General features: G+C 61.8%; 17 protein-coding genes. 14 read left to right on the top strand and 3 right to left on the bottom strand.

The genetic code is table 11. The features are described from left to right. The first annotated feature begins 63 nt into the window (after positions 1-63). Both JIN84_RS20405 and JIN84_RS20400 read left to right on the top strand, forming a co-directional pair. The gene (locus tag JIN84_RS20405) at positions 64-1,338 is read left to right on the top strand and encodes an amidase (RefSeq protein WP_200352920.1); all 1,275 of its coding nucleotides are present in this window, start codon (positions 64-66) and stop codon (positions 1,336-1,338) included. Between the two features lie 49 nt (positions 1,339-1,387). After that, on the top strand, positions 1,388-2,158 hold the full coding sequence (locus tag JIN84_RS20400) for a tetratricopeptide repeat protein (protein ID WP_200352919.1): 771 nt from the start codon (positions 1,388-1,390) through the stop codon (positions 2,156-2,158). A gap of 143 nt (positions 2,159-2,301) precedes the next feature. Here the strand turns inward: JIN84_RS20400 and JIN84_RS20395 are convergent, their stop codons facing one another. Continuing rightward, a complete protein-coding gene (locus JIN84_RS20395; protein ID WP_200352918.1) occupies positions 2,302-2,664 on the bottom strand; it encodes a hypothetical protein in 363 nt (120 codons plus the stop codon). A 509-nt stretch (positions 2,665-3,173) separates the two neighbouring features. Further along, a complete protein-coding gene (gene asnB / locus JIN84_RS20390) occupies positions 3,174-5,147 on the bottom strand; it encodes an asparagine synthase (glutamine-hydrolyzing) (protein ID WP_200352917.1) in 1,974 nt (657 codons plus the stop codon). Between the two features lie 218 nt (positions 5,148-5,365). Between asnB and JIN84_RS20385 the strand changes: the two genes are divergently transcribed. The 8 genes from JIN84_RS20385 (at position 5,366) to JIN84_RS20350 (ending at position 19,605) form a co-directional block, all read left to right on the top strand. Beyond that, complete coding sequence (locus tag JIN84_RS20385) at positions 5,366-13,048, top strand: type I polyketide synthase (protein WP_200352916.1); 7,683 nt, start codon at positions 5,366-5,368, stop codon at positions 13,046-13,048. Next, the gene (locus JIN84_RS20380; RefSeq protein ID WP_234043587.1) at positions 13,048-14,403 is read left to right on the top strand and encodes a condensation domain-containing protein; all 1,356 of its coding nucleotides are present in this window, start codon (positions 13,048-13,050) and stop codon (positions 14,401-14,403) included. The genes JIN84_RS20385 and JIN84_RS20380 overlap by 1 nt, the downstream gene beginning before the upstream one ends. Beyond that, positions 14,400-15,353 carry a fatty acid desaturase family protein gene (locus JIN84_RS20375; protein ID WP_200352914.1) on the top strand — a complete coding sequence of 318 codons (954 nt, stop codon included), beginning with the start codon at positions 14,400-14,402 and terminating at the stop codon, positions 15,351-15,353. Before JIN84_RS20380 ends, JIN84_RS20375 begins: the two co-directional genes overlap by 4 nt. Continuing rightward, entirely contained in the window at positions 15,350-16,060 is a 711-nt protein-coding gene (locus tag JIN84_RS20370; protein ID WP_200352913.1) for an ABC transporter ATP-binding protein, read from the top strand. The genes JIN84_RS20375 and JIN84_RS20370 overlap by 4 nt, the downstream gene beginning before the upstream one ends. A gap of 1 nt (position 16,061) precedes the next feature. Next, entirely contained in the window at positions 16,062-17,177 is a 1,116-nt protein-coding gene (locus JIN84_RS20365) for an ABC transporter permease (protein WP_200352912.1), read from the top strand. Between the two features lie 13 nt (positions 17,178-17,190). Next, positions 17,191-17,946, top strand: a complete 756-nt coding sequence (locus JIN84_RS20360; protein WP_200352911.1) for an outer membrane lipoprotein-sorting protein — start codon at positions 17,191-17,193, stop codon at positions 17,944-17,946. Positions 17,947-18,068: 122 nt separating this feature from the next. Next, entirely contained in the window at positions 18,069-18,440 is a 372-nt protein-coding gene (locus JIN84_RS20355; RefSeq protein WP_200352910.1) for a hypothetical protein, read from the top strand. A gap of 205 nt (positions 18,441-18,645) precedes the next feature. Then, entirely contained in the window at positions 18,646-19,605 is a 960-nt protein-coding gene (locus tag JIN84_RS20350; protein WP_200352909.1) for a hypothetical protein, read from the top strand. Between the two features lie 24 nt (positions 19,606-19,629). Here JIN84_RS20350 and JIN84_RS20345 read toward each other — a convergent pair whose 3' ends face one another. Continuing rightward, positions 19,630-20,541, bottom strand: a complete 912-nt coding sequence (locus JIN84_RS20345) for a LysR family transcriptional regulator (RefSeq protein ID WP_200352908.1) — start codon at positions 20,539-20,541, stop codon at positions 19,630-19,632. A gap of 123 nt (positions 20,542-20,664) precedes the next feature. On the opposite strand from JIN84_RS20345, the gene JIN84_RS20340 reads away from it, so the two are divergent. From JIN84_RS20340 to JIN84_RS20325, 4 genes are read left to right on the top strand one after another with little or no spacing between them, the layout of a single operon-like run. Further along, complete coding sequence (locus tag JIN84_RS20340; protein WP_200352907.1) at positions 20,665-21,036, top strand: DsrE family protein; 372 nt, start codon at positions 20,665-20,667, stop codon at positions 21,034-21,036. Between the two features lie 18 nt (positions 21,037-21,054). Next, the gene (locus tag JIN84_RS20335) at positions 21,055-21,651 is read left to right on the top strand and encodes a pyridoxamine 5'-phosphate oxidase family protein (RefSeq protein WP_200352906.1); all 597 of its coding nucleotides are present in this window, start codon (positions 21,055-21,057) and stop codon (positions 21,649-21,651) included. Then, positions 21,648-22,073 carry a nuclear transport factor 2 family protein gene (locus JIN84_RS20330; RefSeq protein ID WP_200352905.1) on the top strand — a complete coding sequence of 142 codons (426 nt, stop codon included), beginning with the start codon at positions 21,648-21,650 and terminating at the stop codon, positions 22,071-22,073. Before JIN84_RS20335 ends, JIN84_RS20330 begins: the two co-directional genes overlap by 4 nt. A 14-nt stretch (positions 22,074-22,087) precedes the next feature. Further along, positions 22,088-22,942, top strand: a complete 855-nt coding sequence (locus JIN84_RS20325; protein WP_200352904.1) for a hypothetical protein — start codon at positions 22,088-22,090, stop codon at positions 22,940-22,942. Positions 22,943-22,967: the final 25 nt, after the last annotated feature.

Here is a 22,967-nt window from a genome sequence, read left to right as displayed (position 1 = left end):
CCCGCATCCGATGGCATTGATAGTAGGGTAAAGTGCGTTTCATCCAGATCATCACACTTTCACATGAAAAAAACAGTCTCTCCATTCTCCTCCCACATCGCCTGCCTCCTGTTGATGGGGTCGATGACAGCCTGCGTGTCGGGCCCTTCGGGAAAACGTCCCGACAATAACGCATTCATCTCCTACAAACCATCCACCGCCGAAAAGCCCGGTCTCCGCCTGGCGGTCAAGGACCTCATCGATATGAAAGGGGAGGTCACCAGCGCGGGATCCGAATATCTCGCGAAGCACAGCCCTCCGGCAAGCCGGGACGCGGAATGCATGGCCATCGCGCGCGAGCGGAACGTGAATATTGTCGGTAAAACGAATCTCACCGAGTTCGCCATCACCGTCTCAGGCCGGAACGGCTATTTCGGCACGCCGGAAAACAAGCTGGATGGCAGGCATCTGTTCATTCCCGGAGGATCGTCGAGCGGCTCGGCGGTAGCCGTCTCGAGCGGGCTGGCGGATGTGGCGTTCGGTACGGACACGGGTGGCTCGATCCGGGTGCCCGCGGCCTGCTGCGGGATTTACGGCCTCAAGACGACTTACGGATTGGTGTCCACCAAAGGCGTGTTCCCTATTTCCGCGAAGCACCTCGACACCGTCGGTCCGATGGCCGCCAACCTGCCGAATCTGGTTCAAGGCATGGATCTCCTGCAGCGCGGATTCAAGGGGCGTTACGACGCCGCGGCCGCCACCCATCCTTCGGCGGGACAGATCCGCATCGGAAGGCTTTATATCCCGGGAACCGATCCAGCCATTGATCGGGCCATCGACGACAGGCTCAGGGCGAAGGGCTTCAAGATTGTGAAGCTGGATGCCCGTTTCGCAGACAAGTGGGCACAGGCGGATGCCGACGGAGAGGTGATCGCCACCTCCGATGCTTGGAAAAACGACCGGAAATACACAGACAATCTCCAGATCGACAGCAACACCCGGACGGTGTTGTTGAAGGGCTCGATCGATAATGTCGTGGCTTACGATGCGGCGGTAAGACGCAAGGCGGCCTGGAAACGGGAACTGGCCCGCGTTTTCCGGAAGGTTGATTTCATCGCCACGCCTACCATGCAGATCCTGCCACCCCGCAAGCCATTCTGGAGAACCTCATCCATCTTCGAGCTCTACGTGCTCAATTCCCAGAACACCATGGCCGTGAATTTCGCGGGAAACCCCGCACTCGCGATGCCCGTCGGAATGCCTGAAAGCACGATTCCCACCAGTCTGCAACTCGTCGGGCCGCCACGAAGCGAGGCCGCGCTGCTGAATGCCGGACGCCTGTTGCAGACAAATAACTGATCGGAAGCCGTTGTACAGGACGGCAGCTATCTTTGAAAAACCCACCATCATGCATGCTCCATCCTTCATACGTGTCATCCCCGCCGCGCTTGCCCTGTGTTTCGGTGTGACATCGGGGCATGCGGAAACCACCGCCGAACTGGTTGCGAAGGGTGACGCCGCCGACAAATCCTTCCAGCCGGCCCTCGCGCTCAAAAGCTATCTTCCGGCGGAGACGATGGCCAAGAATGATGTGGGTCTCCTGCTCCGCATCGCCCGTCAATACCGTCACCTGATGAGTGACGTCCGGGCCGAGGCGGACAAGTTGAAATATGGCAGCCTTTCGCTGGATTACGCGAAACGCGCCGCAGCCCTCGCACCCAACGATTCCGACGCCCAGCTTTCGCCGGCCATTTCCTACGGCAAGATGCTCCCTTTGAAAAGCAAGGGAGAGCAGGTCGCCATCTCACCCCTCATCAAGGCGGCGGCGGACCGGGCCATCAAGTTGAACCCGCGCAACGATTCCGCCTGGCATGTGCTGGGCCGCTGGCATCAATCGCTCGCGAATGTCACCGGAGCGAAGAGAGCCATCGCCGAAACGTTGTATGGCAAGCTTCCCACCGGATCGAACGCCGACTCGGTGACCTGCTTTCAAAAAGCCATCGCTCTCAATCCGGGCCGCCTGCGGCATCATGTGGAACTCGGCAGAACCTACGCCCAGATGGGAAATACCGTGGATGCCCGCAAGTGCCTCGAAAAAGGCCTCAAGATGCCGAACAAGGAGAAGGATGATTTCGAGGTGAAGGCTTCGGGGAAGGAGACGCTGGCGGAACTGCCTTAGGCTGTCTTAAAGAATCAACCGAAGTCCTAGCGGGCATTCGTTTCGCCATAGGCGGTTGGATATCGATGGTTCGCCTCTGCCGATTGCCCGGCGAGGGGACTGCCCATCCCTCGCTGGCGCCACGATGGACTTGCTTGCTTTCTTCAGTTTCTAGGAATGACTTTATTCTCGGGCTTGACCTCGAACTGGTTGCCGCTCCAGGTGACGAGATAGGTTGCCTTCCTTCCTCCGGCGTGTTGCACCGTCCACCTTTCCTTGCCTGCCTGACTGTTGTTGGTGTTGGAGAGTGGTTCGATTCCGACGAGTTCGCGGCCGGTGGTGTTGCGTTCGACCACCTCGTCCGCAAAAGCCACTCCGCCGATGCCTCCCATCATGTGGGCGAACATGCTGTTGCTGGTGGCGGACATTGCTCTGACGTTCTTTTGATAGGGCATCTTCGGAGCGGGTGCGCAACTGGTGACGATCAAAGCGGCGGATGCGAGTAAAAGTGATGCGATGTATTTCATGTTTTGGAGTGCGGAACGCGTGATGAATCCCGCTGCAAAATGGTTGTTAGAAATGGTTCTGACTAGGGAATTATCGTGATCTCGCCGCCTGCTTCGTCGGAAGTGGTCCATCCCCCGGACGTGGGTGCGGGGCGTATGAAAACCGGAGTCTTGTGAAGGAGCACGCTGAAGCGCGAACTCCGGGCGGCGTCCAGGAGGATCATCGTCGCATGTTTTTCCGGCGCCGATTTCACACTGTCCCAAACGACTTCCCAACTCCAATCACGTGACAGTCCTCAGCGCGGCCCGGAGTTCGCGCTTCAGCGTGCTCCTTCACAAGCCTCCGCTCTTTCCGCTGATTTCAGGTCGTCCGTTGCCATCCTCCCGGCACATCGGTCGTTATTATTCCAATAGTTCAATGATTTGTTTGAAACCAAGACCATGCCGGTTCTTCGTGTCCTTTCGAGACTTTGGTGGTTTCCAATATTACATGGATTGGATGGTCAAAGTCGGAATGGGTTCGCGAAGTCTTAACCTAGATCCGGCTTCCACATCGGCAGGTCCGCGAGCGACCCGTCGATGAACGTCTGGTGCCACAACTGCGTTGCAACGACGGCGACCAATCCCATCTCCATCGACAGGCGCGGGATCGAGCCCACGCGCATTTGTTTGTAAGCCTGGCGCCAGTGGCGGACGGCGGCCACGTCGAAGTAACCGGTGCGGCGGAGGGATTCCTCGCTGAGAAGCTCCTCCACGAACTTCGGAGAGGGATCGAGGTGGAAACTGTCGAGCGGCGCACGGAAGATGACCTTGCTGCGTTGGGCGATTTCCTTCGGCAGCCAGCGTTCGGCGACGAGGCGCAGGAGGTGCTTGTCGCGGAAGCCGTTGAGCTTCCACTTCGGGTGGAGTTTCGAGGTGAAATCGAAAACCTCCTCGTCAAGAAACGGATAGCGCGCCTCCACCGAGGAATGCATGGCCACGCGGTCGCCCTTCGCCTGCAGCAAATGTCCGGCCAGGGTCACACGCGCTCCGACCCACAGGCTGCGGTTGAGCGGATGCCAATGTTTCGCCCGGTCCAGGTCCATGCCGAGGTCCTGCCAGGGGCGCGGGGTGCCGCGGTATTCATGCATCGACTCGCCATAGAGGCGGAGTTTCGAAAGCCCGAGCACACCATAGGAATCGATCCATGCGTTCGGACCGCCCACGGCTTTTTCCAAACTCCTCCTGTATTCCTTCGGATATTGAGGGGTGCCGCTGGCCCTCAGGAAACCCCGCCTCGCGTAATCGCTGACACGCAGGCCGGGGATCGAATCAAGAGCGTTCATGATCCTCGCGATCTTGTACCAAGGATAACCCGCCAGCCATTCGTCCGCGCCTTCTCCGGTGAGAACGACTTTCTGGCCGTTCGCATGGACCCGTCCGGCGAGCTTGAGGAGTGCCGCGCACGAGGTGTCCACCACGGGGGATTCCGCCGCCTGGATCAATTGCGGATACATTTCCAGCGCGTCGCTCGCGCGGAAATCCTGCACGATCGGCGGCTTCGTCCCGATATGTTTGGCGGACTGGTTCGCGCCGCTGAGTTCGTCCAGCGACGGATCGTCCACCCGCACGGTGTAGGTATTGATCGCCGGGCCCTTGAGCTTGCACGCCATGGCGACGATCATGCTGGAGTCCAATCCTCCTGAAAGATAGGCTCCCACGGGGACATCCGCGCGCAGGCGGCGGTCCACGGCGGCAAGAAGCACGCTCTCCAGTTCGTCCGCCAGCTTCACCGGATCGGTTTCTGGATTTTCCTCGCCTTCATTGGGGAAGTCCATGCGCCAGTAAACCTGCTCGCGGATCACGGGATCCGGCGTTCCCTCGTTGCATGGACTGATCTGGAGGTAGTGGCCGGGTGTCAGCAGGCTCACCCCCTCGAAGCACGTCACGGGGCCAGGCATGGCGGCGAAGGAGAAAATCTGGTCGATGCCGCGACGGTCCGCCCTGGGGGTGACCATTCCGGAGGCGAGCAGCCCCTTGATTTCGGAGGCGAAGAGCAGCCAGTCCCCCTGACGGGTCCAGTAGAGCGGGCTGATGCCGAAGCGGTCCCGTCCGAGCGTCACGACATGGCGTTTCACATCATAGACGGCGATTGCGAACTGGCCCCGCAAACGCTCGAACATTCCTTCCGCGCTCTCCTCCCAAAGATGGGGGATGATTTCCGTGTCGCAGTGGGTGTGCAGGACGTGTCCCCGTGACCTCAGCTCGGCGCGTTTCTCGATGTGGTCGAACAACTCGCCGTTGAAAACCACCTTCACACTGCCGTCCTCGTTGGCCATCGGCTGCTGGCCGTCGGCCAGCCCCACAATCGCGAGGCGGCGCGAGACCATCGAGAGTCCGGGTACCCGCAGGAAGCCTTCCTCATCCGGCCCGCGATGGTAGAGCGCGCGTGACATGCGCTCGATCACGCCGTCCGGGACACTCCGCCTGCCTGCCAAATCAACTATGCCAGCTATTCCGCACATTGCTCCTAATAGGTCAGGCCGGGACTGGTGCGCAACCGGTATTTCCATTCCGGCACGAAAACCGCTTTGCGGAGAGCGGTTCCTTTCCAAAATCCTTGCAAATTGCACGTCCTCAATGAAAGCGTTGGGACGTTTAAAATAGGTTGGCGCGGCCCGGTTAAATCGGTAGTTTGCGTCAAAAGAAACCCCGATCTGTTAAAACCACTCTTCGATCAACTATGTCCAGTTCACCTCTTCCCCACGCGCCCGTATCCACCCCAGCCGCCGGGGAACAAGACAGACGAAACAGGGAGGACATCGCGATCATCGGAATCGGCTGCCGGTTTCCCGGCGGAGTCAACGACGCCGAGACGTTTTGGAACCTGCTGGTGGAAGGGCGCGATGCCATTTCCGAAGTTCCGGCGGACCGTTGGAACGTGGAGCGTTTCTTCGATGCCGAGACCGGCATCACCGGGAAATCCATCGCAAAACGCGGGGGCTTCCTCGACCAGATCGACCAGTTCGACCCCCAGTTCTTCGGCATCTCGCCGCGTGAGGCACCTTATATCGACCCGCAGCAGCGGCTCCTGCTGGAGACCGCGTGGGAAGCCATCGAGGACGCCGGCCTGGTGCTGGATTTCGAAAAAGGCACCAACATCGGCGTGTTCATGGGTGTCTCCCATAACGACTATCAGAACATCCAAGGCGGCGGCACGGACCGCAAGGGCATCAGCTCGCACTCTCCCACCGGCAGCGCCCACAGCATCGCGGCGAACCGGATTTCCTATTGCTTCAACCTCAGCGGCCCGAGCCTCTCGATGGATACCGCGTGTTCGTCCGCGCTGACGGCGGTCCATCTCGCTTGTGAAGCCCTGCACGCCGGCCGTTGCGAGATGGCCATGGCGGGAGGTGTCACGGTGATCATCACGCCGGACGGGTTCATCGGTTTTTCCCAGGCGGGCATGCTTTCCCCGGATGGCGCTTGCAAGGCATTCGCCGCGGAAGCGAACGGATTCGTCCGTGGCGAGGGGGCGGGCATGGTCCTGCTCAAACCACTTTCCCAAGCCATCGCGGATGGCGATCCCATCCAGGGGGTCATCCTCGGCTCGGCGCTCAACCAGGACGGCCACACCAACGGTATCTCCCTCCCGAGCACCGAGGCTCAGGCACAGCTCATCCGTGACGCCTGTGCGGATGCGGGCATCCGCCCGGAGGAAGTGGGCTTTGTGGAAGCCCACGGGACCGGTACTGCGGTGGGCGATCCGATCGAGGCGACGGCCCTCGCGGAGGCGCTCTGCGTCGAGCGGGAGAGTCCGCTTCCGATCGGCTCGGTGAAGACCAACCTCGGCCACTTGGAGACCGCGGCGGGCATTGTGGGCCTGATCAAGGGCATGCTGGTGCTCAAGCGCGGCCAGATTCCCGCGAGCCTTCATTTTGAGAATCCCAGCCCGCACATCGATATGGAGGCGCTCAAGCTGCGCGTTCCTGTGAAAATGGAAGCGTTCCCGAATGACGGCGGGCGTCGCATCGCCGGGGTGAACTCATTCGGATTTGGCGGAGCGAACGCCCACGTCATCCTCGCCGAGCCGCCGGCCCCGGCTGGCGTGACAGGCCGGGATTTCCCGATGAACCGTTCATGGCCGTTGATGATTTCCGCCCGTTCGGAGGATGCGTTGAAAGCCACCGCGGCGCGTTTGGGTGATTGGATCGAAGCCCATGAACTTGGTAATGGTGTTTCTCCCGTCCTGCCGAAACTCACCTACACGCTCGGAGCCCGCCGCAACCATCACGCCCACCGCCTGACGGTGGTCGGCAGTTCGTCCGCCGAGCTTACCGAGGAACTGCGCGAGTTCGCCTCCGGATCCACCACAGGCAAGGGGCGTGTTTCCTTCACTCCCCGGCCCGAGTTCGCGCCACGCATCGGTTTTGTCATGAGCGGCCAAGGCCCCCAATGGTGGGCGATGGGCCGCGAGCTGATGCGCAACGAGCCGGTGTTCCGTGAAACGATGGAAGCCTGCGAAGCGGCGATGCGTCCGTACGCGAGCTTCTCCCTTCTTGAAGAACTGGGGCGCGACGAGGCGGATTCGAAAATCCAGATCACCGAGATCGCCCAACCGGCGATCTTCGCCATGCAGGTCTCGTTGGCCGCCCTTTGGAAATCACTCGGTGTGGAACCATCCGCAGTGGTCGGTCACAGCGTCGGCGAGGTCGCGGCGGCATGCGTCGCAGGAATCCTGCCGCTGGAGGAAGCCGCGCGGGTGATCGTGCTGCGCGCGCGCTTCATGAATGAATGCGCCCGTGGCGAAGGCACCATGCTTGCCGTGGCTCTTTCGGAAGACGAGGCGCTGGAAATCATTTCCCGCCACGACAGGTCGGTGAGCATCGCCGCCTTCAACGGCCCGCGTTCTCTCACGCTGGCGGGCGTCAAATCCTCGCTGGAGGCGATCCGTGCCGAGCTTGAACCGAAGAACATCTTCGCCCGCTTCGTCCGGGTGGATCATCCGTATCACCACGCGATGATGCAACCGGCGGCGGACCGCCTGAACGCCGATCTCTCGGACATCACTCCTCAGGAGGAAACGCTGCCGTTCTTCAGCACCGTTACCGGTGCCCGCTGCTCCGGCAACGACTGCGTGGCGGCACACTGGGGCAGGGGAATCCGCCAGCCGGTGCAGTTTGTCAAAGCCGTCAATGCTGTCGCCGATTTCGGTGTCGATGTGTGGCTGGAGCTGAGCTCGCACCCCGCGCTTTCGATGTCCATCCAGGAGTGCCTCACCGAGCGCGGCCTCAAGGCCCAGGTCACGGCATCCGCCCGCCGCGAGCGGGAGCATGATTCGTTCCTCGAGGCCGCCATGGATCTGCATCGCGGTGGCGTGGTCCTCGATTTCGCCGAGATGACCCCGTCTCGTGAGTTCCTCACTCTGCCCGCTTATCCGTTCGACAGGGCGCGTTGGTGGCACGAGTGCGCCGAGTTGCGGGACGCCCGTCTCGCGCCGGGTGGCAAGGGGCTGCTCGACAGCCGGCAGCCGCGTGCCACCCCAACGTGGAGCGCCCGTCTGGACAACCGCCACATGGCTTTCCTCAAGGATCACAAGGTGGACACCCACATCATTTTCCCGGGGGCCGCATTTGTGGAAATGGCATTGGAGGCCGGTGTGCAGTTGTTCGAAGGACGGCCGTTCGCCATCGAGGACTTCGAAATCCGCCGCCCGTTGATCCTGCCGGATCCGGCGTCGTCCGTGGCCCTGGAACTTACCTACGAACCCGCCGAGCGTTCGTTCACGATCCAGAGCAAGTTCGACCAGGCCGCCTCGTGGTCGGTGCACGTCGTCGGTTCCCTGCGCAGCGAGCGCACGGAGTCGTCGTTCGGAAATTCCACTCTTCCGGCCCCCGACGCCGATCTTGAATCCGAAGGCGTCGGCGCTTTCTACGGCCACATGAGCGATCTCGGCCTGCGCTATGGCGAGGAGTTCAAGCCGATCCGTGAACTGGCCGCCGGTGCCGGAAAATCCGCTGGCCGTGTTTCCCTTTCGGAAGCCATCGAATCCCGCGCTGGCGAATACGCGCTGCATCCGGTGCTGCTGGACGGCGCGCTGCAGGTCTTCTCCGCCGGTGCGAAAACCGTCGAGGACCGCAACGCGAAAATGAAACTGCCGGTGAGGTTCGCGAGAATCCTATTCCTCCGCACGCCCGGAGCCTCGACCCAGGTCCGTGCGAAAGTCCTCCATTTCAATGAGGAATTGATCGAAGGCCGCATCGGCCTCTACGACGAATCCGGCCGCCCGTGCGTCCTCGTGGACGGCTTCCGCGCGGTCAGCATGTCGAACGTGCGCCGCGCCGGTTCCTCCGGTGGCACCCGCGACCTCATCTACAATGTCGATTGGGAGCGCACGCTGCCAACCGTTCCTCCATCACCGCAAGCGTCTGTTCCACTGGCTCAACTCAAGGAAATAGCGGGCACCGCGTTGGATGAAGTCCTCGCCCTGCGCGGTCGGTCGACTCTGGAAGCGGTGATGCATGCCGAAGACACCCTCGCCGCCGCGCTCATCGCGAACGGTCTTCGTGAAATCGGAGTGGACGCCGCGTTTTCCGCGGAATCGCTGGGCGTTTCCCCGACGATGAGCACGGTCTTCGGCCGTCTGATGGACAAGCTCGCCAAGCGCGGCCTGCTCACCTCCGGCGACGGTTCGTGGACGCCGACCGCTGATTTCGCCACCGCTGCGGATTCGTCCCAGGAGATCCTCAAGGATTTCATCACCAGCTACCCGGGCCATCTGCCGGAAGCCTTGCTCTGCACCTCCACCTGCGGAGAATTCGGTGCGATCATCCGTGGTGAAAAGGACGCCGTGCAGGTTCTTTTCGGCGGTACGAATGCCGATCTGCTCGACCACTTCTACGGCGACGGACTTTTCTCCAGCCACTGGATGGCCAGTATCGGCGGTGCCGTGCGGGAAGCCGCGCGCAGCCTGCCCGAAGGTCGCGGGCTGCGGATTCTCGAAGTCGGTGCCGGCACCGGTGGTCTCGCCGCACAGGTCCTGCCATTGCTTGACCGTGGCATCCACAGCTATACCTTCACCGACGTTTCCGCCGGGTTCTTCTCCGCCGCGAACCAGAAGCTGGCCGCTTACCCGGAAGTGGAATACAAGGTGCTCGATCTCGAAAAGGCACCCGCCGGCCAGGATTTCCAGCCGGACAGCTACGACTTCATCATCGGCACCAACGTCCTCCACGCTGTGGCCGATGTCCGCGCCACGTTGAAAAACCTCCACGAACTGCTCGTCCCGGGCGGCACACTGATGTTCATGGATGTTGCCACGCCGCAGCTTTGGACGGAATCGGTGTTCGGCCTCACCCAAGGCTGGTGGCATCTCACCGACCGCGACCTGCGTCCGGAACAGCCGCTGATGCAGCGTGACCAGTGGGAGGCTGCGTTGAAGCACGTAGGCTTCGCCGAAACCACTTCGATGCCCGGTCTGCAAGGACCGGAGGGCGAAGGGCAGATCGGTATTCTCGGCCGCAAGGGCGGCGATGTCATCGCGGAAAACGCGGCAGCGGAAATCCCGGTGGAGGCGTCGTGGATCATCTTCGCGGATGAATCCGGGCTAGGCGCCGAAATCGCCGGACAGGTCAATGCCGCCGGTTCCAGCGCCCGCATCGTACGTCGTGGCGACAAGTTTGCCGCGACGGAGGCCGGCGGATTCACCGTGCGCGACGACGCGCCGGAAGATTGGAAAGAACTCTTCGCCGCGCTGCTCGCGGACACCGCTCCGGAACGCATCGTCTGGTTGTGGACGCTTGATGAAACGACCGACGACGCGCTCATGGGCATCGGTTCGCTGCTGCATCTCACGCACGCGCTGGAAGAAACCATGGCCGTCGCGAAGCTGCGGATCGACCTTGTCACCCGTGGCGCGCAGCCGACGGGACTTGGCATGGGAGCGACCGCCGTTTCCCAAGCGCCATCCATCGGAATTTTCCGCGTCATCCTCGGTGAGCATCCGAACTTCGCCTGCCGTGGCATCGACCTGCCAAGCGAGGCGTCCGCGAAAGATCGCGCGCTGCTCTGGAGCGAACTGCTCCACCCCGATACGGAGCGCGAGGTCGCCCTGCGTGGCGAGGCCCGTTACGTCCAGCGGATCACCCGTGGATTTGAAAACCACGAGCAACGCCTAGATGCATCTGTCCCGCTCCGTCTCGAATCCCGCGAGCGTGGCTTGTTGGACAGCCTGCGCTTCACCTCGTTCGAACCGCCCACCTGCGCTCCCAACGAGGTGCTGATCCAGGTGAAGGCGGCGGGGATGAACTTCCGCGACGTTCTCAAGGCCCTCGCACTCTATCCTGCGGAAACCGCCGACGCGCGGATCTTCGGCGACGAGGTGGCAGGGGAGGTGATCGCCGTCGGTGCGGACGTCACCCATCTCTCGGTCGGCGACAAGGCGTTCGGTCTCTCTGTCTTCGGTCTCGCGACCCACACCCTCGCCCGTGCGGCGGATGTCCGGAAGATGCCGGACAACCTCTCCTTCGAGGAAGCGGCGACGCTGCCCGTGGTCTTCATGACCGCATGGTACGCGCTGCACACCGTGGCCCGCATGAAGGCTGGGGAAACCATCCTCGTCCATGCCGGTGCGGGTGGCGTCGGCATGGCCGCCATCCAGATCGCCCATCATCTGGGTGCGGAGGTCATCGCCTCCGCCGGCAGCACGACCAAGCGGGCGCTGCTCAAGACGCTCGGCGTGAAACACGTCATCGATTCCCGCCGTGGTGATTTCGCGGAGTCGGTCATGGAGCTGACCAACGGTCGTGGCGTGGACATCGTCCTCAACGCGCTCGCCGCCGAGGCGATTCCGATGGGGCTTTCCTGCCTTGCGGAGTCCGGCCGTTTCCTCGAGATCGGAAAACGCGACATTTACATGAACTCGCGTATCCCGCTGTGGGGACTGCGCCGGAATTCCTCGTTCCACGTCATCGCCATGGACGCGATCTTCGCCGGAGACGAGGAGAAGACCCGCGAACTCATGGCGGAAATCGCCGGATTGGTGGAAAAAGGCGCGCTCAAGCCGCTGCAGTTCCGCTCCTTCCCCGCAAGCCGGATCGATGCCGCGTTCCGCCTCATGGCGGGCGGCAAGCACACTGGAAAAGTGGTGGTCGGTTTTGCCGAGCCCTTCATGTCCCGCAAGGGCGACCCGGCGTTGCCGGCGTTCTCCATCAAATCGGACGGAGCCTACCTCATCACCGGCGGTCTCGGAGGATTCGGCCGGGTCCTCGCCGAGTGGCTGGTCGAGTGCGGTGCGCGCCACCTCGTGCTCAGCAGCCGCAGCGGTGCCTCCACACCGGAAGCTGTGGAATTCGTGGCGAAGCTCGAGGCGCAGGGCATTTCCACCCGTGTCATCAAGGCGGACATCGGTTCTCCGGAGGACGTGAAGCGCCTCGTTTCCGAAATCCCGACACTCAAGGGAATTTTCCACCTCGCGATGGTCATCGACGACGCACCGCTCTCGGCCCTCACGGCTGACCGCCTGCGCACCGTCATGGCTCCGAAGGCCCACGGCGCATGGCTGCTGCATGAAAACACCAAGGACATGGAGCTGGACTGCTTCGTCATGTTCTCGTCGGTTTCGAGCATCTTCGGCAATCCCGCACAGGGCAACTACGCGGCGGCGAACGCCTTCCTCGACTCTCTCGCCCACCATCGCCGCGCGTTGGGATTGCCCGCCCTCGCGATCAACTGGGGCGTGCTCGGTGGCGAAGGCTACGTCGCCCGCAACGAACGGGTCGCGGAGTTCCTCGCACGCCAGGGCACCGGCGCCCTCACACCCGGCGAGGTCACTTCGCTCATGGAGTCGTTCCTTACCGGTCACGCGACCCAGATGTCCGCGATCCGTGTGGACTGGGCGAAATGGCGCCAGTCCTTCCGCGGCATGCAGGACAATCCGCTGGTCGAGCGCATCTTCGCCGCAGGCGTGGAAACGCAGGACGCCGGAGGCGGTGGCAACGACTGGCGCGGCAAGATCCAGGCCGCTCCGGCGGACGAGAAGAACGCGGTCATCGGCCAGGCCGTCCGCGATGTCGTGGGCTCGGTGCTGCGGGTGAAGCCGGACAGCCTGCGAGAGGATCAACCTCTCACCGACCTCGGCCTCGACTCGCTGATGGGTGTGGAAATCGAGACCATGCTGGAAAGTTCCATCGGTGTCGCGCTTCCCCCTACCAGCCTCATGCGGGCGCGGACGATCGGCCAGATCGCCACGCTCATCGCCGAGCAGATGGGCAGCGATGGAGATGCGCCGGCCAAACCGGTGGCCGCCGAAGCCGCCACCAGTTCCGAGGAAATCGACCTCGACTCCATTTCGGACGAGGATCTGGATCTGTTGCTGGGCGGAACGTCCGAGAAAGATGGTGCCGCTGACAAAAACCTCGTCCATTGATGTCGGATCCGAGAGCACAATTCAAGCTCTGGCTGGAAAGCGGGGAAGCCCGCCTCCAGCCGGTGACCCTGCCGCAGCGCGAGTTATGGGAGAATTCTCCCATTCCCGTCCCGCATCCGGCGAACCATATCTGCGGACTCATTGAAATCAGGGGGCCGCTCACGCATGAACAATGCGAGGCAGCGCTCCAACGGGTCATCGACCGCCATGAGGCGTTGCGAACCTCGTTCCTGCCGGGCAAGGAGCGACCGCTGCAGATGATCCGCACCGCCGTGGAAGCGGTGCTTGGTTATCGTGAACTCGCTCCCGGCGAGGATCTGGAGGCGGTGATGCAGGAAACCTACCGCCGTCCGTTCGACATGTTGCAGGGGCCTGTCCACCGCGTGGAAATGATCCGGCGCGGGGTGAATGACCATGTCCTCGCTTTCGCTTTCCACCACGCCATCGCGGACGGATGGTCGCTCGGGGTGTTCGTGCAGGACCTCTGCACCGCCTACGTGATGGGCCTCTCCGGCTTGAAAAAAGCCGTCGCCGTCGGCATGATGGGACTGAAAAACTCCCTGCCGCCCGTCGGTCAGACCTACAGCGAGTGGGCCGCCGCGGAGCGTGCTTCATGGCAGCCCGCCGATGTGGCGCGGCGCACGGGTTTTTGGAAATCCCACCTCGCCGGTTCGACCCGGATCTGGGATGGAACCGACACGTCGCAACCACTCGAACGCTGGGTGTCGGCCATCCCCGCGGATCTCGCGCGGGGCGGCAAGGCGCTGGCGGTCAGCCACGGCACCACGCTTTTCAGTACGTTGCTCGCGGTGTTCCAGCTCACGCTTTCCAAATGGACCGGCAAGACGGACATCCTCGTCGGAACGCCGGTCGCGAACCGTAACAAGGATTCCGTCCGCGAGACCATGGGCTACTTCGCCGGAGTGGTCCCGATCCGCGGGCAGGTCGATCCTTCACGCGATTTCCCCGATCACCTGAAAAAGGTCGCGGAAACCACGCTGGATTGTTTCGCCAACGCGATGCCCTTCGCCGAACTCGCCGCCGCGATCGGCGAACCCTGTTTGCCCGGGCGGCATTCGATCTTCGACGTCCGTTTCGCCCTGCAGAACCACCCCGTTCCGGATGTCACGCTGCCGCGCATTTCCAGCAAGCTCCGGATGCGGTCCACCGGCACCGCCCGCTTCGATCTCGGTTGTGAAATCACGGCCGATGGTGAAGGTCTGGAGATCGTCTGGTTGTTCCGTCGCGGACTTTTATCCCTTGCCGACATCAGGGACCTCGACCATCTCTATCAAAGCTCGCTGGCGGATGCCTGCCATGCCCCAGCCTCCAACCTCATGACCGCCTCGCGATGAAAACCTTGCCAGCAGACGTCGGTAACGAGCCGCACTGGGTGAGCCGCCAGGCTTTCCAGATCGTGATCATCATGGCTCTCTTCGCAGAGATCACGATGTTCCTCATCCTGAAAAACGAGGTTTCGCTGTGGTGGGCGGTGCCGGTGGTGCTGGTGATCAGCCACCTCATGCACGGCGCGGCGGTGGGCTTCCACGAGGCGTCGCACGGTCTGCTGCGACGGAACCGCAAGTTCAACGAATTCGACGGCGTGCTCATCGGTCTTCTCAGTTTCATGAGCTTCAGCCTCTACCGGGCGTCGCACCAGTCGCACCACGCACACTTCACCACGGAGCGGGATGAGGAACTCTGGCCGTTTGTTTTCACTTCTTCCCCGCGCTGGTTCCGGGTGCTCATCGCCATTTTCGAACTCACCTTCGGCATGTTCTTCGTGCCGTTTCTTTTCCTCCGGACCTTCCTCCGCAAGGGCTCGCCGATCCGCAGCAAGAAGGTCCGCAAGCGCATCTGGCAGGAGTTCGCCCTCATGGGTGTGCTGTGGGTCGTCATCCTGACGACGGTCGCCTTCTTCGGCCTGTGGAAATATTTCCTGTGGATGTATTTCATCCCCACCTTCATCGCCGGCGACCTCCAAAGCTGGCGGAAGTACATCGAACACGTCGGGCTGACGGGGAGCACCATCAACAGCGGGACACGCAACATCGTGGCGGATACCTGGACCGGAAAACTGGTTGCCTTCACCCTGCTTCACGAGCCCTATCACGGCCTGCACCACCTGCACGTCGGCCTGCCTCACGCGGAGCTGCCCAGGCTCGCGCCCGAGCTCGAGCCGAAGCACCCGGATGAGATCCACCCCTTTCCAAGCTACCGCCATGCGATGCTGCATCTGTTCCGCGCGCTGGCCGATCCCCGCGTGGGCGCACAGTGGAACCGGAGGGAGAATTCACCGGTATGAGCGGATCCCGCACGGCCGGTTCATGCGTTTATGAACTGACAGCCCTGAAGAAGGACTACGACGAAGGCAGCGTTCAGGCGCTGCGCGGAGTGGACCTGCGCATCATGGAGGGTGAGTTCGTCGCCATCACGGGTCCCAGCGGTTGCGGGAAATCCACGTTGCTCCAGATGCTGGGCGCGCTCGACGAACCTACGGATGGGACTCTTAAATATCGCGGCGCGCCGTTGCCGCACCACTCTCAGGCCTCTGCCTACCGGGCGAGGGAGATCGGCATCATTTTCCAGGCATTCCACCTCCTGCCGACCTTCACCGCCGTGGAAAACGTCCAGATGCCCATGCTGGAAACGGATCGCACCGCCGGAGATCGCAAGACGCGGGCCCTGGAACTCTTGCAGGCGGTGGGGCTGGAAAAGCGGGTAAACCATTTTCCTTCGAAACTCTCGGGAGGGGAGCGCCAGCGCGTCGCCATCGCCCGCAGTCTCGGCAACAGCCCCTCCGTCTTGCTGGCCGACGAACCGACCGGGAATCTCGACAGCGAGAACGCCCATTTCATCCTCGATCTCATCATCCGCCTCCACCAGGAACACCGGATGACGCTGGTCCTGATCACCCACGATCCCTCAATCGCCGCCCGCGCCTCGCGGGTCATCCACATGAAGGATGGCCGCGTGGTTTCCGATAGCAACCCTCCACCTGGGGCCATCTGACATGACGTTTTTCACCATCATCGTCCGTGGTCTCCTGCGCAGGCCGGTCCGCACCGGGCTGACATTGGTCGGCATTTCCATCGGTATTGCCGCCGTGGTCGCGCTCGTTGGAATTTCCCGAGGCTTCGAGCAAAGCTGGGCGAAAGGCATGCAGGCACGCGGCACGGACATCGTGGTCAGCAGCATGGGCAGCGGACTTGCCCCGAAGCCTTTCAACACATCCGTGCGCGACCGCATTTCCGCGGTTCCCGGAGTGGCGGCGGCGTGTTCGCTTTATGTCGATCTCACGAGCATCGAGTCCTCGTCCATGATGATCGTTTCCTCCCGCGAGTGGGGTGGCTTCTCCTGGCAGAATCTCAAGCTCATTTCCGGCAGGTTGCCGAATGACGCGAAGGAACCCGCCGTGGTGCTGGGACCCAACGCGGCCGAAGTGTTGGGTAAAAAAGTCGGCGACCCGCTCCAGATCGACACCCGCGAGCTGACCGTGGTCGGCATCGTTGATGGTGGCGCGCTGGTGGAGAACGGCTCCGTCATCCTGTCACTTTCTCTCTATCAGGAGATTACGGGCAACGAGGGGCAGATCAATGTGGTCGACGTCCGGGTGGAGCCCGGCAGGGATGAAGCCGGCATCAAAAAGATCTGCGCGGAAATCAACACGGTCGTCACCGAAGCCAAGGCCCTTCCTGCCGGCGAAAACATCGGCAACAGCCAGGCCTACAAATTCATCAGCGCGATGAGCTGGGGCACCTCGCTGCTGGCGGTGATCGTCGGGGTCCTCGGTGTGATGAACACCATGCTGATGACGGTGTTCGAGAGGAAGCAGGAGATCAGCATCCTGCTCGCCATCGGCTGGAGGCGGTCGCGGGTCATGCGCATGATCCTGCTTGAGTCGGCGTTGCTCGGATTCCTCGGCGGCGTTACCGGAGTGATCGTCGGCTCCATCACCGTCAAGGTGCTCGAGAAGATGCCGGCCATCAACGGATTGCTGGAACCGGACCTCAGCGTGCGATTGATGGTAATTTCGGTGGCAATCTCGGTGATCGTGGGCGTCATTAGCGGACTGTATCCCGCCTGGCGCAGTTCGCGGCTCAAGCCGAGCCTCGCGATGCAGGGCTGAAACGCTGGAACCCATGAAAGCCATCCTCATCTTATCCACCTTGTCCGCGCTCGTGTCTCCCACCTTCGCCCAGGAAGCGGATGCGAAGTCTCTCGCCACCCAGCTCGCCGGCCTCCAACAGGACGGCTCTTCCTTCGCCAAGGTGAAGATGGACGTGACCTCGGCGGACGGCGCGAAGCAGTCCCTGCAGTTTCAGATCAAACAACGCCGTTCCGCGAACACGACCGAGGTGGTTTACCAGATCCTCTGGCCCAAGGAACGCATGGGTGAAGCGGTGCTTCTGAAGCGGTCCGGTGTGGAAATGTCCGGCACCCTTCTCACCCTCCCTGACAAGGTTCGCAACCTCAGCGCGGCGGAGCTCAAGGGGCCTCTCCTCGGGACATCCCTGTCGTGCTCGGACGTGCTTGAGGATTTTTTCAGTTGGGAAAACCAGAAGATCGTCGGCGAGGAGACCGTGAACCGCGTGAAATGCCAGATCCTCGAATCGAAATCCGGTTCCGCCACGGTCCGCAGTTGGATCGATACCAAGCGTGTGGTGCCGCTGCGCATCGAGAAATACCTGTCCTCTGGAAACGCCTTCCGCAGGATCGAGGCGGTGGCGGTCAACAAGGATGACAACAACCGCAACATCCCGTCCAGCATGACGGTCCAAGACCTGCAGAAGGGCACCACCACCTCCATCGACGGATCCAAGCTCAAGCACGGGGTTACTTACGACAACTCCGACTTCACCGCCGAAGGCCTGAAGAATCTGACGCCCCCACGCTGAGCGGCCCGACGCCGGGCACCTGCGAAAGTGGGGGGCGGGTCATCATTCTTTTCCTCCTCAACCCAGCCATTGCAGTCCGTCCGCCATCTGATAGTATCGGTCGGCGGGCGTAAAGCCCTGTCATGAAACCGCTGCCCAACGATCATGCCTTGCTGCGGCCGGAGAACCCGGCGGTCACGGTTTTCCGTGGCACACTGTGGTTGCTGCCCACCGTCTTCGTGGTCATTTCCCTGATAGGAGTGGAGTGGGGAGGCGGCTGGAGCGGATTTCCGGTGGATATTTTGGTCGTTCCTGCGCTGGGCCTCAGCGTTGTTTTCTCCATCGGCGCCGGTTGGTTCAACGCGTGGCTTTCGGTTGACGCCCACATCCACCCGAGTGTTGTCCGTTGGAAAACCTTGAAATTTTCCCTACTTCAATTGCTCATCATTCCCGGAGTTTTCATCAGTGGGTCCATTCTGCTCTGTAGCTTCAATTATTTACGGGTTTGGTGGTAGTGGTGTTGTTTCCATCCCGGCCCGGATGTTCGGAACCGAAGGGAATGTGACGGTCTCGATTGTTGTCCGAATTTTCATCGCCTCGAATTTCCCCCTCGATGCCACAAAATTGGATTGCACAACTGATCTAACAATCGATATACGTCGAATCAGTTTCAAATCGACGGTTCGTGCCGTCTCGTCCAATCCCAACCGCCCCAATCCCATGACCGGTCATCAACCGCACGTCTCTCCGGAAAAATCCCCGTCGCGACCCGCACGCCGCCTTTCATTCCTCACCCGGATTTGCATGGCGGGTGTTTTGTTCTTCTCCCTGTCCTTCGCCGCGCACGCGTGGCCGCAGAAGCATGCGGACTTCGCGAACCACAATCTCTCTCTCTACCAGCAGGTCGCCGGCCGCATCCAGAACAAGATCCTCGCACGCCTGGGCGAAGGTAAGAACAACCGTGACCGCTATTTCATCATTCCCTTCGCCTATCAGAACAAGGGCAACGATCCGGGATACTCGCACTCTTTCATGACGGTGATCCGTGTGCTGCCCGACAACAAACAGGTCAAGCTGGTCCGGGGAATCACCACCCGCACCTACAAGGACCGCGAGTTCCAGGCGTTCACCGTCAGCTGGCTGCCGCACGATTTCACCGCCGATCCGAATCTCTGCGTCTTCAAGGGCTTCGGCGCCCGCCTGTTCCCCACATGGAACCAGTGTCCGCCGGTCGAGGGGAAAAGCTTCAAGCTGGAGGAAACGCTGCAACTCGCGGCGAACGTGAAAAACGCCGTATGCATGTGGGGACCCTACGAGATCACCAAGGAAGGATTTGATCTCGGGGTGAAGCGGTTGCGCCTGCTCGAAAGTGGCAAGATCAAGTATCGTGCCGACGACCGGCTCACCCGCAAGGACCAGAGCGCCATCAACTGTTTCCACGCCATGGCGGGTCTCACGGATTTCTATCCCAACGGCGGGTTGTTCGGAACCGGATTCAAGATGTGGGGCATCAACGGCACCGCACGGGTCCTGCTGGAATACAACGATACCGCGAGGCTGAGAAAAATCCTGCTGGAGCCCGTGGATGAGAAGAACGACCGTTACGGTTTCGTTTACGCGACGGATGAGAAGGGGAGATATTACAATCCCTTCAAGACCGCCTCGGCCTACCAAAGGTGATCCGCCGCGGATCCCGTGGTGGAGTCACGGCGGGAGAGGGGAGCCTGAGATTTTCAACGCCGCTTCCTTCAGCGCCTCCACCAGCGCCGTGGTGCAGGCGGTGGTTTTTCCACGTTGCCACAGCACGATGAAATCCCAGCGCGCCCGGGCATCGGACACCGGCACGAAGGTGATGCCGGGATGGCTGGTCGTTTTGAAATAATCCGGCAGCAGGGTGACGGCGGATTCTGAGGCTACCATTGAAAGCACATGGGTGATGCCATCCGTGGTTGCGATGAACCGCGGCTTGAATCCGGCGGTCCGGCACAGCGACGTGATCCAGCGGTTTCTTCCCGGCATCTGATCCTCATCCACACCGATGAAGTCGCGGCCCGCCAGTTCCCGGATGGAAATCTTCTTCCGGCAAGCAAGAGGATCGCCGTTGGAGAGTGCCACGCAGACACCGAGTGAACAGAGCTTCAGGCTGTGGAAATCCCGCGCCGCGACGGCTCCTTCCTGGCCGATCAACGCGAGATCGAGTCCCCCCGATTTCAACGCATCAATCTGTTCCTTCGGCGACATGTCGTGGAGCTTGAGCCTGATTTCGGGGTGATCCTTGCGCAGCCGCTCCATCGCGGGCGTGAGAATGGACTGCGCGGCGGAGATCAGGAAACCGACGCGCAGTTCGGAGCCGGAACCGCGTGCCTGGCGGCGCACCTCGGCGAGCGCGGCCTCATAGGAATCGATCACCGGCCGCATGACCTTGACCAGCGTGTGTCCGAGGCCGGTAGGCTTCACACCGCTCGTCTCGCGTTCCAGCAGTTTTCCTCCCACCTCCGACTCCAGCAGTTTCATCTGCCTGCTCAAGGCGGGCTGGGTGATGCGGAGCCTCACCGCGGCGCGGTTGACGCTGCCTTCTTCGATGACGGTGAGCAGGGCGCGGACTCGGTCGATCATTCCGCGATGTTATGCCCATCCGGCATAACGGCAACAGCGAACCGGCATTATTCAAAAGCTCCGGACGCCGTCACCATGCGCGTGTCGGTCGGGAACGATTCCCCGGCAAAACAAACCACCCTCATGAAAACAGCCATCATCATTATCAGCGATCCAAAAGCCGGAGAAGAAGCCTTCGCCCGTGCCTTCAACGCCCTCGCGCTCGCCTCGGAAAGCAAGCGCGCGGGCGACGAGGTGGAGGTCGCGTTCATCGGCACCGGCACGCGCTGGCCTGCGGAGCTCGCGAAAATCACCAATCCCGCGAACGGACTCTACAACGAAGTGAGGGACGTCGTCGCCGGCGCGTCCCGTGCCTGTGCGGAGGTCTTCGGGGCAAAGGACGGCATCTCCGCCTGTGGGATCGATTCCAGGGATGACAACCCGATCGCCGGCACGTCCGGTGTCCTCAGCCTGCGCCACTACCTCACCAAAGGCTGGCAAGTGCTCGTTTTCTAACCCACCATCCCCACGACCATGGCCCATAAATTTCTCGACGTCGCCTTCACCCCCGAAGTGCTGGCCGCCCAGCAGCATTATTATGGGCGGTCCCAGACACTCCCCCCGGCGACGCACGACGATCCGCTCGGACCGGATGAGACCGAATTCATCGGCGCGTCCGACAGCTTCTACCTCTCCAGCGTGAGCGGGACCGGCTGGCCCTACGTCCAGCATCGCGGCGGTCCGGTGGGTTTTGCGAAAGTCATCTCGCCCACGGAAATCGCCTTCGCCGACTACAAGGGCAACCGCCAGATGCTCACCACCGGCAATCTCGCCGAAAACGACCGCGTCTGTCTCTTCTTCATGGACTACCCTCACCGCGTGCGGCTCAAGCTGCTGGGTCATGCCAAGGTGCTGGACGCCCGCGATCACCCTGAACTGGTCACACAGGTCGCCGCCCCCGAGATGGTGAAAATCACCGAACGGATTTTCAAGATACGGGTTGTTTCCTTCGACTGGAACTGTCCGAAATACATCACGCCGCGCTACACCGCCGCCCAGGTGGCGGAAGCCGTCGCCCCGCTCAAGGCCCGCATCGCCGAACTCGAATCCCAACTCCGCCAAGCCCCATGAATCCACGCCCGCCGCTGCCACCCTTCACCGAAGAGTCCGCCCTCAAGAAAGTCCAGGCCGCCGAGGATGCTTGGAACAGCCGCGATCCGGAACGCGTCTCGCTCGCCTACACTGGGGACACCGAATGGCGCAACCGCTCGGAGTTCATCAACGGGCGCGACGAGGTGGTTGTTTTCCTGACGAAAAAGTGGCAGCGTGAATTGGACTACAGGTTGAAGAAAACCCTCTGGGCCTTCACCGGAAACCGCATCGCCGTGCGCTTCGAATACGAATGGCACGATGCCGGCGGCCAATGGTGGCGCAGCCATGGCAATGAAAACTGGGAGTTCGACGAGAACGGCTACATGGCCCGCCGCTACGCGAGCATCAACGATCAGGCGATCACCGAAGCAGAACGTAAATTCCGTTGGGAGCGCCAATGAAATAACTTTCCCGCATGCCCCACACCTTCAAGCCCGGTCGGCCGCTCTGGTGGCAATGGCTGACCGTGCTCTCGTTCGACGCTCCGCTCGTCGCCCTGGTGTGGCAGGCGCTGTTCGCACGGGTCGCGGGTGTGAGCCTGCCATGGCATGATCCGGTCCTGCTTAGTCTCGCCGTCTGGATTGTTTACGCGGCGGACCGCTGGATCGAGGGGCTGCGGCTTTCAGCGGAGATCGTTCAGACGCCGCGCCATTTGTTCTATATCCGTCATCGTTGGCCGGTCTTCTGGGTCGGTGTCGCTGCCATGGCCGCCACCGCGTTCATCGCCCTGACCCGGCTCGAAAGCCGGGAATTCAAGGCGGGCCTGCTCCTGCTTGTCCCGACCCTGCTCTATCTGTTTTCCCACCAGCTTCTCCACCGTCATCACCCCCTGCGCCTGCCCAAGGAAATCTGCATCGGCGTGATCTTCGCCCTCGGCTGCGTCCTCGCGCCCGCCGTCCATGCGTCCGGCCATTTCATGATCCTGTGCCTGCCCGCACTGCTTTTCTGCCTGCTCTGCTTCACCAATTGCGCCCTCATCTCCGTCTGGGAAATGGAGGTGGACGCCAGTCATGGTCAAACCTCCCTCGCGCTCCAGCTCGGACGCGGTGCGGTCCTGATTCACGTGCTGCCATGGTTCATCGTGATCGCCGGGATCGTGGTCGCCGTCAGTGGGGACCCTTCCATCAGATCCGCAGCTCTTTGCGCGGCATCAAGCGCGTTTCTCATGGGCCTGCTCGATTGGCTACAACCCCGCATCGGTCGCATCCCCGCCCGTGCTGCGGTGGACATGACCCTGGTGGTGCCGGTGGTGGGCTTCTTGTTTTGGTGAGGGCATCATGCACATCTGCCACACA

It is taken from the genome of Luteolibacter yonseiensis (assembly GCF_016595465.1).
GTDB classification, from domain to species: domain Bacteria; phylum Verrucomicrobiota; class Verrucomicrobiia; order Verrucomicrobiales; family Akkermansiaceae; genus Luteolibacter; species Luteolibacter yonseiensis.
This window is presented reverse-complemented; position numbering and strand designations above follow the sequence as displayed.